Source organism: Gemella sp. oral taxon 928 (assembly GCF_001553915.1).
In the GTDB taxonomy this organism is placed as follows: domain Bacteria; phylum Bacillota; class Bacilli; order Staphylococcales; family Gemellaceae; genus Gemella; species Gemella massiliensis.
The window spans coordinates 529,433-552,891 of sequence record NZ_CP014233.1 but is presented as its reverse complement, the minus strand read 5'-3'; the positions used below and the strand labels follow the sequence as shown (position 1 = coordinate 552,891).

The 23,459-nt window shown below is 30.4% G+C and carries 17 protein-coding genes and 2 pseudogenes; 5 read left to right on the top strand and 14 right to left on the bottom strand.

Going from position 1 to position 23,459, the window contains the following annotated elements; genetic code table 11:
- Nucleotides 1-30 precede the first annotated feature (30 nt).
- A complete protein-coding gene (pepF, locus tag AXE85_RS02415) occupies nucleotides 31-1,839 on the bottom strand; it encodes an oligoendopeptidase F (RefSeq protein ID WP_062172982.1) in 1,809 nt (602 codons plus the stop codon).
- Nucleotides 1,840-2,311: 472 nt separating this feature from the next.
- On the opposite strand from pepF, the gene AXE85_RS02410 reads away from it, so the two are divergent.
- From AXE85_RS02410 to AXE85_RS02400, 3 genes are all read left to right on the top strand, one after another.
- A complete protein-coding gene (locus AXE85_RS02410) occupies nucleotides 2,312-3,433 on the top strand; it encodes an acyl-CoA dehydrogenase family protein (RefSeq protein ID WP_062172981.1) in 1,122 nt (373 codons plus the stop codon).
- 50 nt (nucleotides 3,434-3,483) lie between these two features.
- Nucleotides 3,484-4,293, top strand: coding sequence for a phosphate/phosphite/phosphonate ABC transporter substrate-binding protein (locus AXE85_RS02405; protein WP_062172980.1), 810 nt, complete (start codon nucleotides 3,484-3,486; stop codon nucleotides 4,291-4,293).
- Nucleotides 4,294-4,435: 142 nt separating this feature from the next.
- Nucleotides 4,436-5,797, top strand: a complete 1,362-nt coding sequence (locus tag AXE85_RS02400) for a Na+/H+ antiporter NhaC family protein (RefSeq protein WP_062172979.1) — start codon at nucleotides 4,436-4,438, stop codon at nucleotides 5,795-5,797.
- Between the two features lie 62 nt (nucleotides 5,798-5,859).
- Here the strand turns inward: AXE85_RS02400 and AXE85_RS02395 are convergent, their stop codons facing one another.
- Nucleotides 5,860-6,411, bottom strand: coding sequence for a GNAT family N-acetyltransferase (locus AXE85_RS02395; protein WP_062172978.1), 552 nt, complete (start codon nucleotides 6,409-6,411; stop codon nucleotides 5,860-5,862).
- A gap of 26 nt (nucleotides 6,412-6,437) precedes the next feature.
- A complete protein-coding gene (locus AXE85_RS02390) occupies nucleotides 6,438-7,283 on the bottom strand; it encodes a sulfurtransferase (RefSeq protein WP_062172977.1) in 846 nt (281 codons plus the stop codon).
- Between the two features lie 304 nt (nucleotides 7,284-7,587).
- Between AXE85_RS02390 and AXE85_RS02385 the strand changes: the two genes are divergently transcribed.
- Together AXE85_RS02385 and serS are read left to right on the top strand one after the other, a co-directional pair.
- A complete protein-coding gene (locus AXE85_RS02385; protein ID WP_062172976.1) occupies nucleotides 7,588-11,490 on the top strand; it encodes a pneumococcal-type histidine triad protein in 3,903 nt (1,300 codons plus the stop codon).
- Between the two features lie 294 nt (nucleotides 11,491-11,784).
- Nucleotides 11,785-13,065: a serine--tRNA ligase gene (gene serS, locus AXE85_RS02380; RefSeq protein ID WP_062172975.1), complete on the top strand. Its 1,281-nt coding sequence runs from the start codon at nucleotides 11,785-11,787 to the stop codon at nucleotides 13,063-13,065.
- Between the two features lie 200 nt (nucleotides 13,066-13,265).
- Here the strand turns inward: serS and AXE85_RS02375 are convergent, their stop codons facing one another.
- The 11 genes and pseudogenes from AXE85_RS02375 to AXE85_RS02325 all read right to left on the bottom strand — a co-directional run bounded on the left by AXE85_RS02375 (nucleotide 13,266) and on the right by AXE85_RS02325 (nucleotide 23,413).
- Nucleotides 13,266-14,696, bottom strand: a complete 1,431-nt coding sequence (locus AXE85_RS02375; RefSeq protein WP_062172974.1) for an alanine/glycine:cation symporter family protein — start codon at nucleotides 14,694-14,696, stop codon at nucleotides 13,266-13,268.
- Nucleotides 14,697-14,850: 154 nt separating this feature from the next.
- Nucleotides 14,851-15,657, bottom strand: a complete 807-nt coding sequence (locus AXE85_RS02370; RefSeq protein WP_062172973.1) for a hypothetical protein — start codon at nucleotides 15,655-15,657, stop codon at nucleotides 14,851-14,853.
- Nucleotides 15,658-15,967: 310 nt separating this feature from the next.
- The gene (gene rlmH / locus AXE85_RS02365; protein ID WP_062172972.1) at nucleotides 15,968-16,444 is read right to left on the bottom strand and encodes a 23S rRNA (pseudouridine(1915)-N(3))-methyltransferase RlmH; all 477 of its coding nucleotides are present in this window, start codon (nucleotides 16,442-16,444) and stop codon (nucleotides 15,968-15,970) included.
- Between the two features lie 3 nt (nucleotides 16,445-16,447).
- Nucleotides 16,448-17,257: pseudogene (locus AXE85_RS02360) on the bottom strand (Cof-type HAD-IIB family hydrolase).
- A 751-nt stretch (nucleotides 17,258-18,008) separates the two neighbouring features.
- Nucleotides 18,009-18,887 (bottom strand): ABC transporter ATP-binding protein, encoded by an 879-nt coding sequence (locus tag AXE85_RS02355; RefSeq protein ID WP_082729116.1) that lies wholly within the window; start codon nucleotides 18,885-18,887, stop codon nucleotides 18,009-18,011.
- Between the two features lie 99 nt (nucleotides 18,888-18,986).
- Nucleotides 18,987-19,694: an ABC transporter permease gene (locus AXE85_RS02350; RefSeq protein WP_062172971.1), complete on the bottom strand. Its 708-nt coding sequence runs from the start codon at nucleotides 19,692-19,694 to the stop codon at nucleotides 18,987-18,989.
- A 2-nt stretch (nucleotides 19,695-19,696) separates the two neighbouring features.
- The gene (locus tag AXE85_RS02345; protein ID WP_062172970.1) at nucleotides 19,697-20,320 is read right to left on the bottom strand and encodes an ATP-binding cassette domain-containing protein; all 624 of its coding nucleotides are present in this window, start codon (nucleotides 20,318-20,320) and stop codon (nucleotides 19,697-19,699) included.
- A 221-nt stretch (nucleotides 20,321-20,541) separates the two neighbouring features.
- Nucleotides 20,542-20,592, bottom strand: a pseudogene (locus tag AXE85_RS08845) (hypothetical protein); the annotation flags it as partial.
- A 338-nt stretch (nucleotides 20,593-20,930) separates the two neighbouring features.
- Entirely contained in the window at nucleotides 20,931-21,707 is a 777-nt protein-coding gene (gene radC / locus AXE85_RS02335; protein WP_062172968.1) for a RadC family protein, read from the bottom strand.
- A complete protein-coding gene (locus AXE85_RS02330; RefSeq protein ID WP_062172967.1) occupies nucleotides 21,701-22,429 on the bottom strand; it encodes a prepilin peptidase in 729 nt (242 codons plus the stop codon). Before AXE85_RS02330 ends, radC begins: the two co-directional genes overlap by 7 nt.
- A gap of 126 nt (nucleotides 22,430-22,555) precedes the next feature.
- Nucleotides 22,556-23,413 (bottom strand): MetQ/NlpA family ABC transporter substrate-binding protein, encoded by an 858-nt coding sequence (locus AXE85_RS02325; RefSeq protein WP_062174677.1) that lies wholly within the window; start codon nucleotides 23,411-23,413, stop codon nucleotides 22,556-22,558.
- Nucleotides 23,414-23,459 lie beyond the last annotated feature (46 nt).

The window sequence follows — 23,459 nt, the reverse complement described above, 5'->3', positions numbered from 1 at the left end:
AACCCCAAGTCGATGTTTTTGTACTAATATTTATTTTTCAAAATATAATTTTTCAAATTTAGCTATTTTTTCTGCAAAATCTTGTAATGCCGATTCAATAGCTTCCGGCTTAGACATATCTACACCGGCATTTTTTAAAACAGCTATAGGATAATTCGAATCCCCTTTTGATAAAAATTCATCAATATATATTTTTGCATTTTTACTATCTTCCAAAATTAAACGTGATAGAGCTTGTGCAGCCGAATATCCTGTTGCATATTGATATACGTAGTAGTTATAATAAAAATGCGGTACCCTTGACCACTCATATTTAATTTCCTCATCATATTCAAATACATCACCGTAATATTTTTTAATAAGTTTTAGATACTCCGTGTTTAAAAACTCTGCCGTTAATGCCCCACCATTTTGTAAATGGCGGTTCATCATGTGTTCAAATTCTGCAAACTGAGTTTGTCTGAATACTGTTCCAACAAAACCTTGCAATGCTTGGTTAAGTACTCTTAGCATCGCTTCTTTATTACCCTCTTTTTCGAATTTATTATACAAATATTCTGTTAATAATGCTTCATTACATGTAGACGCAACCTCTGCAACAAAAATTGAATATCCGCCGTAAACCACCGGTTGATGTTTTCTTGTATAATAAGAGTGCATAGAATGACCTAACTCATGAATTAATGTGTAAACATCATTTAATGTACCGTCAAAGTTCAATAAGATAAACGGTTTTGTCTTATAACCTCCCCATGAATAAGCACCTGAACGTTTCCCTTTATTTGGATAAATATCAATCCAACGCTCTTCAAATGCTTTTCGCATATCATTGACATACTCTTCACCCATTGGTTTTACCGCCTCCAGCACAATATCACGTGCTTCTTCAAAGGTAAATTTAATAGGTTCTCCATCAATCATCGAAACTGATCTGTCATATAATCTAAAATCTTCATAACCGATTACTTTTTTGTGAAGTTTGTAGTATTTATGCAATTCATCAATATGACTATTAACAACCGATACTAAATTATCATAAACTTCTTCCGGGATAAGATTTTCTGATAAAGCATGGTTACGTGTAGAAACATATTTATGAGTATCCGCACGGTATTTTTTCGCTTTTAAATTTCCTCCCAGAGTAGATGCCAGTGTATTTATATGTTTTTCAAAATAACTATATAATGAAAAGAAAGTATTTTTTCTCAGTTCTCTATCCGGACTTTCCATATACGCACCATAAGTACCATGAGTTAAAGTATGTTCATTACCGTCACTGTCTTTTACATCATCAAATATTACATCAGTGTTATTTAAAGCTGCAAATGTTTCATCACTGGCATTAAGTGCCTCACTCGCCATTGCAATAAGTTTTTCCTGTTCTTTATCCAATGTATGCGGACGTTTTTTATTAATTTTTTCTAATTCAAATTTATATATTTTTAAATCATCTAATTCGTTTAAATAGCTGTTTAATTTATTTTCATCAACAGCTAATAATTCCGGTGTTAAAAACGACCACTCCGCACCATATTGTGCAACCAAACCGCTAGCTTTAGCATACATTTCTTTATTCACAGCATCTGTGCTGTCTTGATCATTTCTAAGATGTGCAAAAATAAATATCGTTTCAAGTCTTAACCCCCACTCTTCAGTAGTTTTAAAAACTTCTAACAATTCTTTTGCGCCTTGTGCTACTTTCCCTTGGTAATTTTTGATTTGCGGGATAAAATTTTCCACAGCTTTAAATTCTTTCCAAAAATCTTCGTCAGTTGAAAATATTGAGGATAAATCCCATGTATTTTCCGGTTTTTGATCTTTTCTTAATAATTCTGTCATATTATTCCTCCTTATATAATATAATTATTTACAATTATAACAGTTTTCATTACAATATTGCAAAAATATTGCTATAATATTTAAAAATATTTTTTAAAATTTACTATACCTATCATCTGCTATATGAGTTTATTTTAAAAGATGTTAATTACAAACTTTTATACCTATAAAACTACAGTAGTATCTTTAGAAAAAACAGCATTAGCGATATATATTAAATACCTATTAAAAAAATATTTTTAATATGATATTTTATAAAATTTGATTATATAGCCTTTCAGTGTATAGATGAGCTAATTTTTTATGTTTTAAAATATAATATTAATAATACATACATATTTTTAATATTTATTGACAATGTTTTATTTTAATTGTACAATAAAACTGCAGTGATATAATATAATACTTTAGCTAAAGAATAACCAATCATGCAATTTATAAATTTAATATAATTTTTAAGGAGAATTCAATAATGGACACATTATATAACACCGCAAAAGAATTCGGGAAAACTCATCTATTACCGGAAGCAAAAGATGTTGACATTAAAGGTCGTTTCCCAAAAGAAGGAATTCAAGCGCTAAGAGATGCCGGATATTTTGGACTGGTTATCCCTACTAAATACGGCGGACAAGGTAAAGGGGTATTAGCTCACGCCGAAGTATGTACCGGTCTAGCCGAAAGTTGTGCTTCCGCTTCATTATGCTATATGATGAGTAATGTAGGTTCATACTGTCTATCATTATATGCCAGCGAAGAATTAAAACAGGAAATTTTACCGAAAGTTGCTAGCGGAGAAATTATCTTAGGATTAGCTTACAGTGAAACCGGATCAGGCACACATTTTTACAAACCTGATATGACAGAAGAACCGCATGACGGTTACTCTATTCTAAATGGTAAAAAAAGCTTCGTAACTACTGCACGTGAAGCAGATTATTATTTAACTATTACAAAATCCGTTGTGGACGGCACTATTAATTTGTGGCTTGTTCCTGCTGACAGCAACGGTTTAACATTTGATGAAGCCGGTTGGAATGGTGTCGGTTTACGCGGAAATGTTTCGGAACAAATGTATCTAAAAGATACTAAAGTTGACCATTTCTATAAAATAGACGGTAACGGTGACGGCGACAGACTTATCTTTGTTGTCGGTCTTGCATCGGCTTGTGCCGGAATTTCTATGGCTATTGCTGATGAAGCTGTTAGATACACAACATCAAGAAAATATACAAGCGGAAAATCTTTAGCCGAAATTGAAACTGTTGAAACTCATTTAGGTGATTTATATTCAAGAGCTTATGCTGCACGTGAAACACTGTTCTCAGCTGCTCGTAGCGTTGATAATAATGATGAAGACGCATTTAAAAATTGTATCGCAGCACGTGTTACATCTACAAAAGCAGCTGTTGAAAATGGGCACGAAGGAATGCGTGTTTGTGGCGGTATCGGATATGTTAGAAATCATCTACCTATGGAACGCTTAATGCGTGATTCTCTAGCGGGTCAAGTTATGGCTCCCGGTATTGATGTACTTCGTATTTGGCTTGGTAGATTACTTGCTGACTTAGATTATTTAGCAATCATGAAATAAACCATACTATATTTATAATTTAAAAAGAGAAAACAAGGAGAATTATTGTTATGAGTAAGATAAAAGTAGGAGCTGTTGTTTATGCTCCACAGGTAACTGTTATTTGGGGAATTATCGCTGACTATTTTAAAGAAGCCGGCATGGAAATTGAAACAGTATTCTTCAAAGATTATCGTTCTCAAGATAAAGCACTTTTAGACGGCGAAGTAGATATTATTTGGAACTCTCCTTTAGCATTTGTTGAGTGTGACATAAAATCTAACTCAAAAGCTACTTATAGCTATATGAGAGATACTGACCAAGACAGAACCAGTTGTTTCCTTACTAAAAAAGACAGCGGTATAAAAACTACCGAAGATTTACGTGGAAAAACAATCGGCTTCGGAGCCGTTGATTCACCTCAAGCCCGTTTGATACCGATTCAACATCTTAGAGAAAACGGCCTTGAGTATAATAAAGATTACAAAGAAGTAACTTTTGATGTTGCTTTAGGTTTAGACGGTGACCACGAAGGTGGAGAGTATGATGCATTGGAAGCACTAAGACGCAGTGAAGTAGATGCTTGTGTAACAACTGATAATAACCGTCGTTCATGGGAACTTAGCGGTAAATTAGATCCTAACCAAATTATAGTTTGTTCTACTACCGGACTATATGACCACTGTATATTCTCTGTAAGAGAAGGATTCCCTAAAGATCTATTAGAAAAATGGGAACAAATTCTTTCTGCTATGGATTATAACAATCCTAAACATAAAGAAATGATGGACATGGAAGGTCTTAAAAAATGGGTTCCGGGCAGACGCTCAGGCTTTACCCTATTAGAAAAAGCTGTTGATTATTTAAAATATTTTGATTAAAAATAACAATTATAAATTAGAAAGGTATCAATTTGTTGTACAAATTGTATTGGGGTGAAATCACAAAGGATTTCACTGACAAAATAAATAAGTTATATTATCCTAGTTGTGATTTCAAAATCACCCCTTGGGAAAAATTATTATGAATGAGAATAACAAAATTAAACCCAATGGATTGGCTTTATTGCCATTTATAATATTCGTTGGTATGTATTTAGGGGTCGGTATTATCCTAACACTTAATGGAGATAAGTTAGGATTTTACACCGTTCCCGCTTATATTTCTACTATTGTCGGTATTATTGCAGCCTTTATTTTATTTAGAGATTCAGTTAATAAAAAATTTGAACAACTTGTTGCAGGTTGTGGGGAGTCCAACATTATTATTATGTGTCTTGTTTTCTTGTTGGCAGGTGCTTTTTCAAAAGTTACCGCCAATATGGGTAGCGTAGATTCTGTTGTTAACCTTGGACTAACATACATCCCACCTCAATTTTTAGCGGCCGGAGTATTTATTATTGCTTCTTTCGTTTCCTTTTCTATCGGAACAAGCGTCGGTACCGTCGCTACCATGGGAGCAATAGTCTTTGAGCTTGCCAGTAAAACCGGCATCTCTCCTGCATTGATGCTCGCTACTCTTTTGTGCGGTGCAATGTTTGGGGACGGATTAACTGTAATCTCTATGACAACTATTGCATCAACTAAAATCTTAAATATAGATATTAATTCAAAATTTAAAAATCATCTAAAATTAGTTGTCCCAGCTTTCGTGTTAACCGTGATTTTACTACTTGTTTTCGGTTCTCCAAAAGATATCGGGAACATTAATATAGGTGACTTCAGTTTTGTAAAAATTATTCCATATATTTTTGTTTTAGTCGTCGCCTTGATCGGCGTCAACGTCTTCATGGTATTAACCTGTGGAATTATTTTATCAGGTATGATTGGTATTGCAACCAAAGACTTTACCCTTTTAAAATTTACTACCAGTATTAATGAAGGGTTTATGGGAGTCATCGATGTATTAATATTCTCTTTACTTATCGGTGGGCTTGCTTATATGGTTCAGCAACACGGGGGTATAGAATGGCTAAATGTTAACTTGAAAAAATTTATAAAAGGAAAAAAATCTGCACAAATCGTATCATTATTAATGATGATGATTGTTAACATCGCTTTAGCCAACAATACTGTATCGGTTATTATAACCGGAGCAGTTCTTGGCGACGTTTCTAAAAATTTCAAAGTTGACCCTAGAAAAATGTCAAGTATCGTCTGCGTAGCCGCCTGTGTTACTCAAGGTCTTATTCCATATGGAGCACAAGCATTGATGGTAACCAGCTATTCTAACGGAGCAGTCGCTCCCGTTCATTTAATACCATATTTATGGTACTTCTTCTTATTGATATTAAGTACGGTAATTTCTGTATTTATTCCGTTTGATAAAGATAAGACAGAATGGGATTATGAAACACACGCTCCAGTAGCAAGCACTAAAGCATAAAATTAAATATAAATTAAGTGGAATAAAGAAAATGTTCTTAACTTTATTCCACTTTCAATATATTATTTTTTTACAATCATATGATCATAATGTTCATGACCGATATATATTTCACAATCTTTTTTAAAACCATAACTTTCATACAGTCTTCTTGCTCCATGATTCGATTGTGCCACATTTAGACTTTTTAAACTATAGTTCTCTTTTACAAACTGCGTAAGTAACTTATTGCCAACACCTTTTCCACGACTGTCGCTAAAAACATACAATGTATCCAAATAATATTCATTAGGCAGCAATTCATCATAATCAAAAATAATTGTTTCAGGTTGTAGATCAAACCTTTTCCCTGCATCATTAAACCAAAAATCTCTCATTTCATCTAATTTATTATAATGGTAACCAAATGAAAATCCAAGTATTTCCCCATTTTCTTCGTAAACTGTACAATATTTATGACTAAACCTATCTTCTTCCGATTCAAAAACGTAATTTAAAATTTCTTGAAATGTTTTCATCGATACTTCTTTTAGTATATCAATCTCCAATGATTCAATAAACTCACCAAGCCCTTCAAGTACCTTCTTATCTTCTTTAGTAGCTTTTCTTATCATAATAATATATTGCTCCTATACTCTATTTACTTATTTTCTACTTCTCCAACATTGGCATATTTTGCAAATGAAGGTTCATAATTTCTTACACTATAACCTAATTCTTCTAAAATAATTGCAACATACGCAGCACGAACACCGGTAGTGCAATATGTAATCAACTGTTTATGTTTATCCAACCCTTTGTTTTCTACATACTTCTCCAACTCTGTTCTTGTTTTTATAAAACCATTTTCATCTACTAATGAATTAAACGGCAATGATATAGCATTAGGTATATGCCCTGCTTTATTTTCTCCATAAATTACTCTTCCATTATATTCTACTTCCAAACGTGTATCAATAATTTGAACATCTTCTTTTCCTATCAAAGATAACAGTTCATCTGTAAAAATAGCTTTTCTATTATTAACAGCCTCTTTTCTTTCAATATCACTTACATCTATTCTATCTTGTTTCGGATTATATTTTTTATTAAAACCTAATTTTTCTACTTGCTTAAATCCACCGTCAATTATTTTCACATTATCGAAGCCTACATAATTAAATGTATATATAATACGCCCTTCATCACCAAAACCTTGATCGGGCATTGTAAATCCGTAAACTATTACTTCTGAATCAGGGGTAATATTAAGTTTTGAAAAAATTTGTTGATAATTTTCCTTAGTTAATAATTTCCCTAATTCTTCCCCTCCGAACTCTCCAAGCAAACTAATATTCGTCCAATCGACAACAGTTGCTCTATCATACATTAATGCACCTTCTTCCAACATTCCGCCGCGTGCATCAATCACGACAAGATTATCGTTATCTCTATTTTGCGATAAATACTCTACATCCACTAATTTTCTAAAATCAAATTTTGTCATATTTACCGTTCCTTTCTAATTATTTAATATACGAATTATTATAACATATCCCAAAATAAAAATCATATTTTCCACTTATTTTCAACCTATTTCTAAATATTTTGTACTAATACATTTTAAGGTATGTATAAAATAAAAAGTTAAATATATCCTTTAAAACGAATTATCTAATAATATAGGTTTTAAATATTTACTAACTTTAGGAATATAATTTTAAATCGGAAACAATACTATTTACAAAACAAAATATTTATGATATACTAAATCGGAATAATTTTGAATTAAAAAACTAAAAGGAGTTATTATGACAAAAAATAATAAGAAAAAAATAATTATTACAGGTGCATGTGGTACGGTTGTCATTGGATTATCAGCCTTTGCCGGATATGAATATGGCAAATATTCTAATAATTATCCTCATCAACCAATCCACAACATAGCACAAGCGAAAAAAATAAACTATGCCGATAAAATCAGCACTGTCGTTGTAAGTGAAATAACTGAAGACGGTTATGCTACTTTACATGGTGATCATAGCCATTTTGTAAAAGGGCTTGTACCATATAATGCCAAAATTTTAGAATCTCTTGTTTATAAAGATGATAAATACGTCCTTAAAGATGAAGATATTCAATACGAATTAGCTCAAGGTTATGTTATTAAAGTAAATGGTAAATTTTACTACTACCCTAAAAAGGGAGTAACCCAAACAAATGTTGTTGACGAAAAAACTGCAAGAGAAATAACAGCACATTCACATCATCATAGCCATTCCGAAGGTGAAAAAGAAGATAACTACACTTTTAATCCTAAAGATATTGTTAGTGAAACTGCTGACGGCTATGTAGTTCGTCACGGCGATCACTTCCACTATATTAAAAAAAGTGATTTAACCGCCCAACAATTAGCACAAGCAAAAAAACACGGTGTCAATACAGTATTAGCATCGTCAACAGCCGGAATTACCACACCCACAAGTGACGGTTATATTTTCAAAGGAGAACGTGATATTATAGGCAGAAATAGTTTAGGTTTTATCGTTCGTCACGGTAATCACCAACACTTTATTCCATATAGCCAGTTACGTGGCACAAAATGGGAATATCTATTATCTTCACCTTCAACACCATCTCATAATCATAATAACACACCTTCTGTACCTTCTACAGAAGATAACTACACTTTTAATCCTAAAGATGTTGTTTCTGAAGATGAAAATGGTTATATTGTTAAACATGGTGACCATTATCATTATATTCCGAAAAAAAATAATAATTCCAATAACGGCACACAAACACCGGATAAACCTAAACCGAATACACCCACACAAGATGACAAAAAAGATTTTAACAGCATCTTAAAATTCCCGGGAATTCATTTTACCACAAGCGACGGATTTTTATTGAGCGAAAACGACAAAATCACTACTACTTCTTCCGGAATTTCAGTAAAACATGGCAAACATGAACATTTTATCTACTATTACCAACTTGTTAATAGTAAATTTGAAAACTTAATTCCTAGTGAATATAAAGATAAAGCAAAAGATGAATATGCAAAACTGGAGCAAGAAGTAACTAAAAAAATTAATTACCTTGCACGTAAAAATAATGCTGATGCTAAAGAATTTCATTTTGTTGTGACAAATGAAGGTAATGCAATTGAATTTAAAGGTAAAACAACGTTGTTAAAAGATATTGTTATCGACAATACAGCAGATAACACAAAACCTAATGACACAGATGAAGATAAATCACTACAAGAAAAAATCAATTATTTAGCAAAATCGTTAAATATCGACCCATCTACTATTAAAGTTATTGATACCGACAAAGGAAAAGCATTAGTATATCCGCATGGCGATCACAGTCATACTATCTTAGCAAAAGACATTGATACTTCTAAACCGATAGAAGATCCACATCACAATGCCGGTGCCGATACACTTAAAAAACTAGGTTTTGACGATGATATTATCCATGATATTCAACATGCTTCTGCGGATACCGATTTCCCTACTCATGAAACTGATACAGAAAAAATGAAAGAATGGTTAAAAACTGTCAAATATCTAAATATAGGACAAAATAAAGACCCACTAAAACGTAAAGGTCTTGACCTTATGCCTAACATTGAAGTTCTTGGTGTAGGATTTACACCGATTGACGATATTACACCGGTTTATAAATTCAAAAAATTAAGACACTTATATGTATCAAAAACCGGTATTAAAGACTATTCATTTATTAAAAATATACCAACACTGGAAGGAATTGACTTTTCCGAAAATGATGTTGATGATATTTCGTTCTTAAAAGATTATCCTAATCTAAAATTAGTAGCCGCAGCCGGAAATAATATTAAAAATATTGATGTTCTTAAAAATCTTAAAAACTTGGAATCATTAAACCTTGATAACAATAAAATTAGCGATATTTCCGCTCTAAAAGATTTAACACACTTAAAAGCGGTAAGTTTGGAAAATAATAATATTACAAAACTTGATGCCTTTAATAATAAACCTGAGTTAAGTCGCTTATTCTTATCTAATAACGGCGGTTTAGAACTTGCTACACTTAAAAATAATAACCTTGAACAATTAACGGTAAATAACTGTAATATTCGTGATTTAAGTGTTGTTTCCAACCTACCTAAATTAAAAAACTTGGTAGCAAATAATAATAAAATTTCCACCCTTTCGCATCTTAAAAATGCTAAAAGTTTAGATTCAGTTGAAGTAAATAACAATAATATAGATCGTTTAGACTTTGAGAACAATACTATTACAAGTTTGGAAATTAAAAACAACAAACTGGATAATATTAATAACATACATAAATTAACATCACTTGAAAATCTTGATGCAAGCGATAATGAAATTAGCGAACTTCCAACAAATAAACACAACAAACTAGTTAATTTAACACTAAGTAATAACAAAATCACAACACTGGAAAATGTGAACAACCTTACTGCATTAAAATATTTAACAATGTCTAATAATTATGTATCGACACTAGTGCTAAAAGAAAAAAACAAAACACTTGAATATTTAGATATTAGTCATAATAATATATCAAAAGAAGAATTAACCATTCCTAGCGGGAAAAAGATTCCTAAAGGTATAGCAGATAATTTCGAAAAAGTTGACGGCGGTGATGTTAAAGATAACTACACACTATCTGCCGATTATATTACCAATGAAGCAAAAAAACTTCAAGAAGAAATTTTAAAACTTAAAAATGAGAAAAAATTAGATTCTAAAATTGCTGACGAATTAAAACAAAAAGCGCGTCTCATTGATCTTGATATTACATACAGTATAGATAAAAGTAAAAATAAATTAATCAGCTTAGAAAAACAACTTAATGAAATACGCAAAGATGTTAAAGAACGTTTAACTAATAATCAAACATCGCATAATAATGATAATCAAGGAAATCAAAACTCTCACCACGATGAAAACGAAGAACATAAATTTGAATTTGATGTTAATAATATAATTCGTGAAGAAGGTGACGGCTATATTGTAAAACATGGCGATCACAATCATTTTGTTAAAAAATCGGATTTAACCGCTGAACAATTAGAACAAGCTAAGAAATTTTTAGCAAACAAAGAAAACGGTTCAACCACTACCGATAAAGAAACTTTAGCTAAAAAGAAAAATTATATCGCCCTATTCTACGGAATAAAAGAAACTGACATTAAAGTCGAAAATAATACATTAGTCTTTAACTACAAAGGTACTGTCAAACGATTGGTACTTAGTGACATAACCGTTCCGGCGATGAGCGATGACTTAGAAGCAGATTTTGAAAAAGAAATTACCGCACTGGCTACCAGCATGAATACAACGGTTGAACATATCCAAGTTCAAGACGGACAAATGATAGTTAATCATGGTGATCACAATCACTATTATCCGATAAAAAGTCCGGGATGGAGATTATACAACCAAAATAAAATACCTTATATTGAAATTCCAAAAGTAAAAGGAACCATTGATGAAGCTGTTGTTAATAACAAAATAACCGAATTGGAAAACAAAGCAAAAGTCGTTTTAGCTAAAAATCCTGCTAAATTAAGAAAAGTTTTAGCATGGCTTAATAATTTCAGAGAAGTCAGCCTAGCTTGGCACGTAACAGCGACCGATGGATATTTACAAGCACTGGCTACTTTTGAAAAAACTCAATTAAATGGCTAAAAATACTTGACATTTACTACAAATATGGTAGAATAAATCTAAATAAATATATAATTTGATTATAGACATGTTTTAATCTAAATACTTTACAGAGAGGATATGGTTGGTGAAAATATCTAAGTCATATTTTAAAATTCTACTATAACTTTTATCAAATTGATGTTTTAAAGAATCCAACGGATTAAATTTGGGTGGAACCACGGTGAAAATTAATCGTCCCTTGCGTTTTAATAAACGCAGGGGATTTTTATTTTATCACTTAAGCTACTAATAAATAAAAAAGGAGAAATATTTATGTTAGATATTAAACTATTTAGAGCAAATCCTGAAATGGTTAAACAAAAATTAGCGGCTCGTAACCTCGAAACAGATGTTGTCGATTTATTAATCGATCTTGATAAAAAACGTCGTACTCTTCTTGTTAAAGTAGAAGACCTAAAAGCACTTCGTAATAAAAAAAGTGAAGAAATCGCTATTTTAAAAAGAAAACGTGAAGATGCCAGTGATGTTATAACTGATATGAAAAACGTATCTGATGAAATTACTGCATTAGATATTGAAGTAAAACAAATCTCTGATGAAGTCAACGAAAAAATTATTCGTATTCCTAATCTAATTTCTGATGAAACACCAATAGGTGAAGATGAAGACGAAAATATCGAAGTACGTCGAATCGGTCAGGTCAGAGAGTTTGGCTTTGAACCGAAAGCACACTGGGATCTTGTCGAAGAACTGGATATTGTTGACTTTGAACGTGCTGCTAAAATAGCCGGTAGCCGTTTTGTATTCTATAAAAAAGCCGGAGCATTACTGGAACGTGCCTTAATTAATTTTATGCTGGATACTCATGTTCTAGAACATGGTTATGAAGAATTTATGGTTCCACAATTAGTTAATCGTAATTCATTATTCGGTACCGGACAGTTTCCTAAATTTGTTGAAGACGTTTATACAATAGAATCAGAAGGATTAACGCTTATTCCAACTGCTGAAGTTCCTTTAACAAACTACTACAACGGTGAAATACTAAGCGAAGATATGTTACCGAAAGCAGTTACATCATTTAGTGTTTGCTTCCGTTCAGAAGCCGGAAGTGCCGGGCGTGATACTCGAGGTTTAATTCGTCTTCATCAATTCAATAAAGTTGAAATGGTTCGCTTTGCTAAACCGGAAAATTCATATGAACAACTTGAAATCATGACTTCACATGCAGAAAATATATTAAAAAAATTAAACCTACCATATCGTGTTATCACGCTATGCTCAGGTGATACCGGATTTTCTAGCGCAAAAACCTATGATATTGAAGTATGGTTACCAAGCTATAATGCTTATAAAGAAATAAGTTCTTGCTCTAACTGTACCGACTTCCAAGCAAGACGTGCTAATATGCGTTTTAAACGTGAAGACACCGAAAAAATAGAATTTATACACACGTTAAACGGTTCAGGTTTAGCTGTCGGTCGATGCTTAGCAGCAATTATCGAAAACTATCAAAATGAAGACGGTTCTATCACAATACCGGAAGTTTTACGCCCATACATGAGAAATATTGAAAAAATAGAAAAAATCTAATTTATTATATCCTTAAAATGAACTAATCTTCTAACCCGGCTCATTTTAAGGATATTTTCTGCTTTAATAATTTACGATTATAAAAATAATTAGTATAGTTTTACTATCCATACTAATTATTATATATCCATTATTATATTCCATTTTCTACTAATCAACTGAGATTTCACTAAATTTTAAACTAATTACCATAAAAATCTTTAGTTTTCTTTTTTATTTTTCCAACAATCAGCATTATCTATTTTTATCGGTAAATTATCCAGATAAAACTCCGGATTTTTCCCTTGTTTATGTTGTTTAACATAATCTTTTAATACCACATAAACTATCGATGATAAGCCTATTATAGCAATTAAGTTAAGCAAACTCATTACACCCATTGTTACATCGGCAAGTCCCCAAACTAAGTTCAAATCCATGACACTTCCAATATAAACAAAAATACAAACTATAACACGATATATATTTACCGCCCATTTTTTAGGTATTAAATACTGAATATTAGTTTCTCCATAATAGTAATTTCCAATTACTGAACTATATCCAAATAAGAAAATTGCAACAATTAAAAATATTGTTCCGATACTTCCTATTTGAGAAGTTAATGCAGCTTGCGTTAATTTAATACCCTGAAGTTTATCGTTGCCGTATTCTACTCCCGGATACAAAAGAATTAAAAATGCTGTTGCTGTACAAACCAGACAAGTGTCAAAATATACTCCAAGTGTTTGGATAAATCCCTGCTTCGCCGGATGTGAACTCTCTGCGGTCGCTGCAGCATTCGGTGTCGATCCCAACCCCGCTTCATTGGTAAACATTCCACGTTTTACCCCAAGAAGAATAGAAGTCGCCATTCCAATTACTCCACCACCAACCTGTTCAATACCAAAAGCTGATTTCACTATTTGTCCTAACACTGTTGGGAGTTTATCATAATTAATAACCATTATTATTAAAACAATAAAAAGATAAATGACTGCCATAATCGGAACTAACCACTGCGTTATTTTTACAACCTTAGTTACTCCACCAAAAATAACAAAAACAGTAAGTGCCAACAACACGCCTCCGGCTACTTTTGGATTAATATTATAAACCGCCAGTGATTGAGCAATTGTATTAGTTTGTACTGAGTTAAATGCAATTCCGTAAGTTATTGAAATAACAATGGCAAACAGTATCGCCATCCATTTCTGCCCAAGACCTTTTTCCATATAATAAGCCGGTCCTCCACGATAGACACCCTTTCTATCTCTTACTTTATATACTTGAGCAAGTGTTGACTCCGCAAATGAAGAAGCACCACCAAAAAGTGCAACAATCCACATCCAAAATACAGAACCGGGTCCTCCCATTGCGATCGCAATTGCAACCCCTGCTATAGTCCCCGTTCCAACACGTGATGCTGCTGATATTGTAAATGCTTGAAATGCCGATACTCCTTTTTTTTCTCCATTTTTTCCTATTTTCGGTTTTTCTGTAATTAATCTAAACATTTCTTTTATATAAGTGAACTGTATAAAATTTGTACTGAATGTAAAATATACCCCCGTCACCACAACAAGCCCTATTAGAAAATACGTCCATATAAAATCGTTTAAATTAGTTAACCATGTTAACAAATTATCCATTCTATAATCTCCTTAATAAATTTTTATATTCACTATTATACTTATTAATGATTATTTTTTAAAATATATGTCAAATTTTATAACAATTAAACGCAAAAATAACCTTGAGATTAGTTTTTTCAAAAAAATTCCCAAGGTTATTTATATATTTTTGTTAGATATATTCCATATTTTGAATACTGTTATTATGCTGTGCTTGATTATTATCCGCTACTAAACAACGTTTTCTACTTACTAATATTTCATTTATCTGTATATTATCCAATGAATTATAATCTAACTTATCATGTAGTATTTTCTTACCGCTTTGTACTTGTCTTCTTATGTCACCTGCTGAATATAAAGCGACGACGATAAATATTATTGTTATAGCTATCGTAATTAAATTAACAGTCGATTTTAAATCCGGATTATTCTCAGCTGTGATGTTCATTATTCCGGCAATTTGCGATACACCGAAAATTAAATATAATACCAAGATAACCTTTCTTGCTGTAGTTAACATTAGAGGCCAATATAGAATGACAGAAAGGATAATGTTAAAAACAGTTGATACTACTCCCAGCACCATAATCACTATTAACCATAAAAATAATCTCGAAATAATATCTAATATAGCATCTTCTGCATTCATACCACTTGTTACATTTGTTATTAACATTGGAATAAATTCTAAAAATATTACTACTAAAAATACATATAACAGAAAAGATATTACCGTAACTGCTACATATACTATTCCCCAATTACTTTTCCACACTCTTCCTTTGTATTCTTTGTATAATCGGTATGTATTATAAATAGGTATAAAGGCAAGTCCTTTTTTCACTCCAAGTACCTCAAATAAAATTGCACAAAAAACAACATTTATAATATATGCCATTAATAGTATTATTCCCACAATTATGGCTATTGCTACTAACAATCCTGTTGTAAAATCCGTAAAATCTGTAAAATCCATTGTTCCCATCTCCTTTTTTATGTTTTTTTTAAGAATTGTATATAAATAATGATTAAACTTGATAATGATATTTATTCCGGATGCAACTAGAAAATCTCAATTTCTTAAAGTTGGATTTTGTTAAGCCGTATCTTCAAAATTTACTAGAGGTACCCAAAAATTTTTGTAAAACAAATCTGAATATCGGCAAACTACCTGCGTCTAAATTAAATTATAAACGTTTTTATTAAAAATTAAGACTTTCGAATTATCTCCAAGTATCCATACCACTATCAATTATTGTTAAAATTTATCAAAAAACTTATTTTTTTTACTTATGATAACTTGCTCCCATAATTATACGATATGCCCTATATACCTGTTCAAGTAAAATAACACGCATCATTTGATGTGGGAAAGTCATTTTACTAAATGAAAGTGCATAGTTACTTCGTTTTTTGACACTATCGGATAATCCATAACTTCCACCTATCACAAGTACCACATCACTCTTTCCAGTTATCATTAAGTTATTGATTTTTTCTGAAAATTTCTCACTTGAAATACTTTCACCGAGTATTTCCAAGGTAATAACATATTGCGTATCTTTTATTTTGGATAAAATATTGTTTCCCTCTTTTTCCATCGCAACTGCTATTTCTGATGAATTTTCAACTTTAACCTTTTCATCCGGTATTTCAACCGTTGTTAATTTAACATATGCACTAAGGCGTTTTTCATATTCTTTTATAGCTTCTCTATAAAATTTTTCTTTTACCTTTCCAACACATAACAATGTTACTTTCATTTTTTACTCTCTTTCGAAAACAAATTTTTCTACTGCATAGGCAAAACCATCTTCATCATTCGACTTTGTAATAAAATCCGCCTTCTCCCTTACTACATCACCGGCATTTGCCATTGCCACACCTACACCTGCAAACTCTATCATACTTAAATCATTTAACCCATCACCAAGTGCGATAACATTTTCTCTTTTAAATCCTAACTTTTTACACAAAGCACTAAGAGAGACACCCTTTGATATTCCTTTATCATTAATTTCTATAAAAAATGGTTTTGACATTGCGACTTCGTAACTATCACTAAGCTCTTTTTCTAATTTTTCCTTTATTCTTAATGCTTCAGTTGGTTCTTTTAAAACAATTACTTTTGCTGCACCCTCATTAATATAATCTTTCATGTTTTCCTTTATCGAAAGTTCAGCACCCACCAGTTCTGATTCTATTCTTGCATATTTATTATCACTATTCGTAAGTATTTTCCCATTTTGATAAGTTAAAATATCGCAATTGTTTTTTAAAGCTACATCTACCAAAAACTTTAATCTCTCTTTTGATAAAAATTTTTCATATACTTACTCTTTCGTTTTTATATTGGTTATTTTTGCACCATTAAAAGATAATAAATAATTATCATAATTATTCAAACCTAATTCTTTTACCATTGGTAACATTCCAAAATCCGGTCTACCTGATGCCAAAACTACTTTAATATCTTTTTTCTTACATCTTTCGATTATTTCTCTATTTTTTTTAGAAATTTCATGTTTGCTGTTCAGCAATGTATCATCTACATCTGTAACAACTAATTTTATCATACATTAGCTCCTTTTTTAATTTACTATGCGTGGTACGTTTTGATTTATAGGAACAAAGTGACGCATAAATCATTACGTACAACGTATGCAAAAACAACTGGAATTATCAAATCACAAAGTGATGAAGATAATTGCTAGTTGTAACTGCTGGGAGGGGCAAAGCCCTCTTAGGGGGCATTGCATTGTACATTTGTGTTTTTAGAAGCAAAGCGACGACAAAAAACTTAGGTACAGCGTATGCAAAAACAACTGGAATTATCAAATCACAAAGTGATGAAGATAATTGCTAGTTGTAACTGCTGGGAGGGGCAAAGCCCTCTTAGGGGGCATTGCATTGTACATTTGTGTTTTTAGAAGCAAAGCGACGACAAAAAACTTAGGTACAGCGTATGCAACGAAGACTTACTTTCAAAGAAACAAAGTGACGCTTGAAAGTTTAGTCAAGACCGTCTACGATTTTTATCAATATTGTTTTAATAATATTCTACAAATCTGTTTTCGCCTAGTTCTATACATATATTATATCAGATAACATTATTTTCTCATAGAAAAAAAGAAAAATCATATCACATTGATGTAGTGTTACAATAGATGTGAGACATATAATAAAAAAAAGAAGAGTAAATCCTGTATAATGAAGTTACACCAAATCAAAAAAAGGAATTTACTCTTATGAAAACTATTATAACAGAAAATATAGAAAAAACACAACGATATATACCTCATACTTTACAAACAAGAATAGCTGCAGTTAAAACTTATAGATTGGTATTAATTTTATTATATCTAAAACACTAAACTTATTTTCATCAAAAACAAATTCTTTAGAATCAATATTTGTACGTAAAGGAAATATTCCTTCTTCATTTAAATCTACTATATTTTCTCCATGCATTTTTAATTTTTTATATTTATTAAAAATTTTCTTAAAGCTTTTCACTTCACCGTCATAGTTTATTTCACCATCACTAATTAAAATCATTCTCTTACATACTTTTTCAATATCCGAAATCTCATGAGTTGTTAGTATGATAGTTGTATTATACTTCTCATTTATTTTTAGTATTAATTCCATAATCTTCTTCTTTGTTTCTATATCTAAACCAATTGTTGGTTCATCTAAGAACACCAATTGAGGCTTATGAATAATACTAGCTATAAATTCTCCGCGCATTCTTTGTCCTAAAGAAAGTTGCCTCACTGGTTGATATAAGTACTCTTTTACATTTAATTCTGTTATCAAATAATCTAACCATTCTTTATTATCTACTTCATAGATTTTTGATAAATACTCAAAAGAATCAATTAATGGTAAATCCCACCATAAATGTGATTTTTGTCCAAATAGCACACCTATATTTTCAGCATTTTTTTGCCTATTAACAAATGGATCTTTACCAAACACTTTTATTGATCCTTTTGTACTAGTTAGTATCCCTAACAGTAATTTTATAGTTGTGGATTTCCCAGCTCCATTATTTCCTATATATCCTACAATTTCACCTTCTTTTATACTAAAATTTATGTCCTTCAATGCTTGTTTAATTATCTTTTCCGTATTGAAAAAGCTAATTCTATTTTTTATTATGTAGTCTTTACTAAGTCTTTTAACAATAATTATCTCTTTCATGATATTTCCTCATATTTTTAAATTTTTCTATATATTAATGTTTTTTACAACATAACTATTGTTTTTATGAATTTTCTTTATATATGTTTTTACCATAAATTAAATACCGTTCTTTATCCAAGACTTTTTCATAACTCCTAATATTATTAATACTAAAACAAAAATAGAAGCAATATATAGTAAAATTTCCGGTATATTTAACATACTATAATCACCTGTAGAAAAATACTTTTCAAAACCTTTGTAAGTCTTATTGGTAGCGTCAAAGAAAGAAAAAATTGAACTTCCACCTAATATGCTATTTATAACTATTCCTGCTATCCAAAAAACTATATTCACTCCGAATGAAAAAAGTATATTAGAAAATAAATATGCAAAGATACCGGAAGTTAATAAAATACTAATAATTACACTAATAAAATAAAAACATATTATTAAAAAATCATCAAATTTATTATAGTACAGAGATAGTATTATCAGTGATGATATAGTCGATAGGAAATACCAAAAACAAACCACTAAAATTTTTTCGAAAAAATATTTAAAAACTGTATAGTTTAAAGTTTTATAAAATATAATATTTTTTTCTTTATAATCAACATTAATAAAATTTATAATAGGAATAGATATTATTAACGGACCGAACTGAGTAAATACCGTATATACAGACAGAATAAATTGATAATAATTAACTTGATTTATATTATCTATAGTCTTCAGCAAAATATATCCAAATACAAACATAACATATGACGATAAAGTTATGAATAAAAACAATTTATTATTTAAAGATCGTCTAAATTCCATATTTATATATCTCCTTTTATATATTTTTCAATAACTATTTCTTTGTTTTTATACTCTTTTATATTATTATTCTCTATTAAATAATATTTCCCTTCTAACTCAGACAAATCCGCCATGTTATGTGTAATATTTAAACATATAGTTTCTTTAAATTCGTTAATATAATTTTTTATGAATTTATACAATTCTAATGTAGTTTGTTTATCTAGTCCATTTGTAAATTCGTCAAAAATAATAATCTTAGGTTTTTTCATTAAATAAAATAATAATTTTAATTTTTGTTTTTGTCCATCGCTTAATTTTGATATTTGAATATTTTTATCTATATTTTGCATATTAAGTGTATCTTTTAATTTATCAATAAAACACTTGTCATTATTTAATACTCTCTCTAAATCGCTCCACTTTAAGTCAGAAGGAATATTACTATATGAAGCTATTATTACAAAATCAGTTGCACACACTTCTCCAGAATAATCAAATCTTTTCTCCAATGTCTTTACTAGACAAGATTTCCCAGATCCATTTCTGCCTATTAAATGCGATATTCCGCTACTAAACTCTATATTTACATCATCAAATAATTTTTTATTTCCTACTTTCAAAGAAAAATTTTTAAATTTCATCCTTTTTATCCTTTCCATAGACTAATTATATACCAAATAGATAAAATTATATTTAATAATACTATTACCTTAATAATTACTTTGTTTCTCTTATGCATTTTCTTCATTTATAAAAATATTATATCAAAATAACTAATATGTTCCAATATAATATATTACAAAATATTTAGTTTATACAAATAAACCTACCATAGAATTTATTTCTACAGTAGGCTCACATCTTACCTTAATAATTCATTTGCTTTTTGTTGCACTTTATTGTAGTCATAACCGGCACTAGTAAGTCTATTAACCCTACCTTGTCCATTATCTCACATTCCTCTTGGGCTACATCAATTAAGTTATTGATTGTAGCATCACCGTGTAATAACTTATTCGTTATATTTAATACTTCAAGTATTCTTCTTACAGGATTTTGGATACACATCATTCTTTCCATCTCCTCTATTTATTATACAGCTTATATTTTTGTACTTTGTATAACTTAAAAGTATCGGCATTACCATAATTGAGTTGCTGTAACACCATATACAATCTTTTTTATTTAGCACCTGTTTACTTTTTCTTATGCCCCGTATTTGGTATATTCCTCATCTTTATTAACATAAATTTAATATTTATTTACAATTTTATATTTTCTAATAATATGTTGCAACTGTTTTTGTGTGATTTTTTCTTTTTTATAATCGATATTTTCCTCAGTTAAATAATTTAAAACACGTCGTATACTTACATAACCGGTTTTTGCTATAATAATGTGGTCTAACATCTCTATTCCCACTATCTCCCCAACTTCTAATAAATTAACCGTTGTTTTAATATCTTCCAACGATGGTGTTGCATCACCACTCGGGTGATTGTGAATACATATTACACTTGATGCACTGTTTTTTATTGCATTTTTGAAAATTTCTCGCGGGTGAATAATTGACATACTAAGACTACCTTTAAAGACTTCTCGCTGTTGTAAGATTTTTCCCTTTGTATTAATATCAAGTGTAATAAAAATTTCTTGTGTTAAATTTTCTAATGAGGATTTTAAATAATGTGCTATTACATTAGGGTTATTGCATATTACTTCAGGTTGCTCGGTTGCATAAATTCTTCTTGCAAATTCAATATTTGCTAGTATATGAATGGCTTTTTCATCACCAATTCCTTTATGCTTAGTTAATTCATTAAAAGTTACCTCACGAAGATTCCTTATTCCTCCGGCATCTTTTAAAATACCGGTAGCAAGTTCTAACACATTTTTTTCTTTTGTTCCCGTTCTTAAAAGTATTGCCAAAATTTCTCTATCACTAAGAGATGTTGCACCAAGTGTTCTTAATTTCTCCCTTGGGCGTTCATCCATCTCTAACTCTTTAATCGTATATCCCTTTACCATAAAATTGCCTCCCTTATTAAAATTATTGTTAAATAGGATAAAGTAATAAACGGCACCAAAGCAATCTTAGACCCTTTTTTTACTTTATTTAAAATTAATAACCCTACCGCAAAACCTCCGGCATATAAAAAAGTAAAAATCAGCAAATACAATCCCTCGTAAAAATTAAGACTAAGAGCTAAAATACAAAAAATTTTTATATCACCGTATCCCATTTTAAAACGTGTTAAAAAATATAAAATATGAAATAGAACAATTAATCCAAAAAAATTATAGAAAGAAAAAAATTTAAAATTATAAATTGCAAAAATTATACTGCAAAATAATAACGGGAAAAATAATTCATCAACCACTTCAAAATGCTTCACATCTTCAATAGAAATAAAGGAAAGTAAAACAGCAATTACAAGATGAAAAATACTTAAAAAAATAAACTGCTCCTGAAAAATAAAATATAATAAGGTTAACGTACTTGCAACAACTTCATACATAAAAATATCAATAGGAATATGAGTATGACAATAGCGGCAACGCCCTTTACTGATAATAAAACTCACAATCGGTATTAAATCACTTAACCCCAATAGGTGCTTACAGCTATCGCAACAACTTCTTCTATATAAGAAACTTCTTTTATTGCTACTGTCAATAAAACATTTTATTCCACTTGCAAATACACTCATTATTACAACATAAAAACAAAGTAATACTCCCTTTTCCATATTATTTCTCCCTAAAATAAATAACATTTATAGCCTTATTGTATCATACTGAAAAATATTTTAAAATAGATTTTAACCTAAAATAAAGACAGCTTTTTGGCTGCCTTTATCTTTCGTGTCTATTCATTATTTAACAGGTAATACCGCACCATTCCATTTTTCTTGAATGAATTTTTTAGTATCTTCCGATTTTAATGCTTCCAAAATTTTCTTAACAACAATTTTATCTTTATCTCCTTCACGTACTGCCAAAATGTTACCATATGGGTTATCTTCTGTTGCTTCTTCAACCAAAACAGGATCTTTTATCGGGTTCAAACCATTATCAACCGCAAAATTGGCATTAATAGAAACTAAATCACCCTCTCCATTTTCGTAGAACTTAGTCATTAAGGCAGGATCATTCTCGTAACTGAATTTCAAGTTTTTAGGGTTTTCAGAAATATCATCAAATGTAGCTGTTATCGGATCAACACCATCTTTAACTTTTACCAATCCTTTTTTAGCTAATAATTTAATTACACGTCCCCACTCAGATTTATTATTACTTACTAATATCTGTGCTCCATCTTTTAACTCAGAAACATCTTTTACTTTTTTAGAGTATAACCCGATCGGTTCTAAGTGTACTGCGCCGGCATTTTCAATTTTATAACCATTTTCTTTGACCGCATTTTCTAAAAACGGTAGGTGTTGGAAATAGTTAATATCTATTTCTTTATCGTTTAACGTTTTGTTAGGTACATAATAATCTTGGTAAGTAATAATATCTAATTTGATTCCTTCTTTTTCCAACTGTGGTTTAACATGCTCCAATAATACCGCATGTGGAACGTTAGTTGCTCCTACTTTAACAGTTACAGGATTGCTCGGGTCTAATTTTTCAACATCAATACCTTTTTTCTCGCTTGATTTACTTGAACAAGCTGTTAAAACTACTACAAGTGCTAAAAGACTTGCAACGAATGATAATATTTTCTTCATATGAAAATCTCCTTTTATATTATAATATTTTTTTGTTAACTGTGAG

Excerpts from the sequence above, each read along its gene's own strand:
- radC (WP_062172968.1), bottom strand. The coding sequence starts at position 21,707 with ATGGTAAAGGGATATACGATTAAAGAGTTAGAGATGGATGAACGCCCA.
- AXE85_RS02405 (WP_062172980.1), top strand. The coding sequence starts at position 3,484 with ATGAGTAAGATAAAAGTAGGAGCTGTTGTTTATGCTCCACAGGTAACT.
- pepF (WP_062172982.1), bottom strand. The coding sequence starts at position 1,839 with ATGACAGAATTATTAAGAAAAGATCAAAAACCGGAAAATACATGGGAT.
- AXE85_RS02395 (WP_062172978.1), bottom strand. The coding sequence starts at position 6,411 with ATGATAAGAAAAGCTACTAAAGAAGATAAGAAGGTACTTGAAGGGCTT.
- AXE85_RS02345 (WP_062172970.1), bottom strand. The coding sequence starts at position 20,320 with ATGAAATTTAAAAATTTTTCTTTGAAAGTAGGAAATAAAAAATTATTT.
- AXE85_RS02400 (WP_062172979.1), top strand. The coding sequence starts at position 4,436 with ATGAATGAGAATAACAAAATTAAACCCAATGGATTGGCTTTATTGCCA.
- AXE85_RS02350 (WP_062172971.1), bottom strand. The coding sequence starts at position 19,694 with ATGGAATTTAGACGATCTTTAAATAATAAATTGTTTTTATTCATAACT.
- AXE85_RS02370 (WP_062172973.1), bottom strand. The coding sequence starts at position 15,657 with ATGGATTTTACAGATTTTACGGATTTTACAACAGGATTGTTAGTAGCA.
- serS (WP_062172975.1), top strand. The coding sequence starts at position 11,785 with ATGTTAGATATTAAACTATTTAGAGCAAATCCTGAAATGGTTAAACAA.
- AXE85_RS02390 (WP_062172977.1), bottom strand. The coding sequence starts at position 7,283 with ATGACAAAATTTGATTTTAGAAAATTAGTGGATGTAGAGTATTTATCG.
- AXE85_RS02355 (WP_082729116.1), bottom strand. The coding sequence starts at position 18,887 with ATGAAAGAGATAATTATTGTTAAAAGACTTAGTAAAGACTACATAATA.
- AXE85_RS02325 (WP_062174677.1), bottom strand. The coding sequence starts at position 23,413 with ATGAAGAAAATATTATCATTCGTTGCAAGTCTTTTAGCACTTGTAGTA.
- AXE85_RS02375 (WP_062172974.1), bottom strand. The coding sequence starts at position 14,696 with ATGGATAATTTGTTAACATGGTTAACTAATTTAAACGATTTTATATGG.
- AXE85_RS02385 (WP_062172976.1), top strand. The coding sequence starts at position 7,588 with ATGACAAAAAATAATAAGAAAAAAATAATTATTACAGGTGCATGTGGT.
- AXE85_RS02330 (WP_062172967.1), bottom strand. The coding sequence starts at position 22,429 with ATGGAAAAGGGAGTATTACTTTGTTTTTATGTTGTAATAATGAGTGTA.
- rlmH (WP_062172972.1), bottom strand. The coding sequence starts at position 16,444 with ATGAAAGTAACATTGTTATGTGTTGGAAAGGTAAAAGAAAAATTTTAT.
- AXE85_RS02410 (WP_062172981.1), top strand. The coding sequence starts at position 2,312 with ATGGACACATTATATAACACCGCAAAAGAATTCGGGAAAACTCATCTA.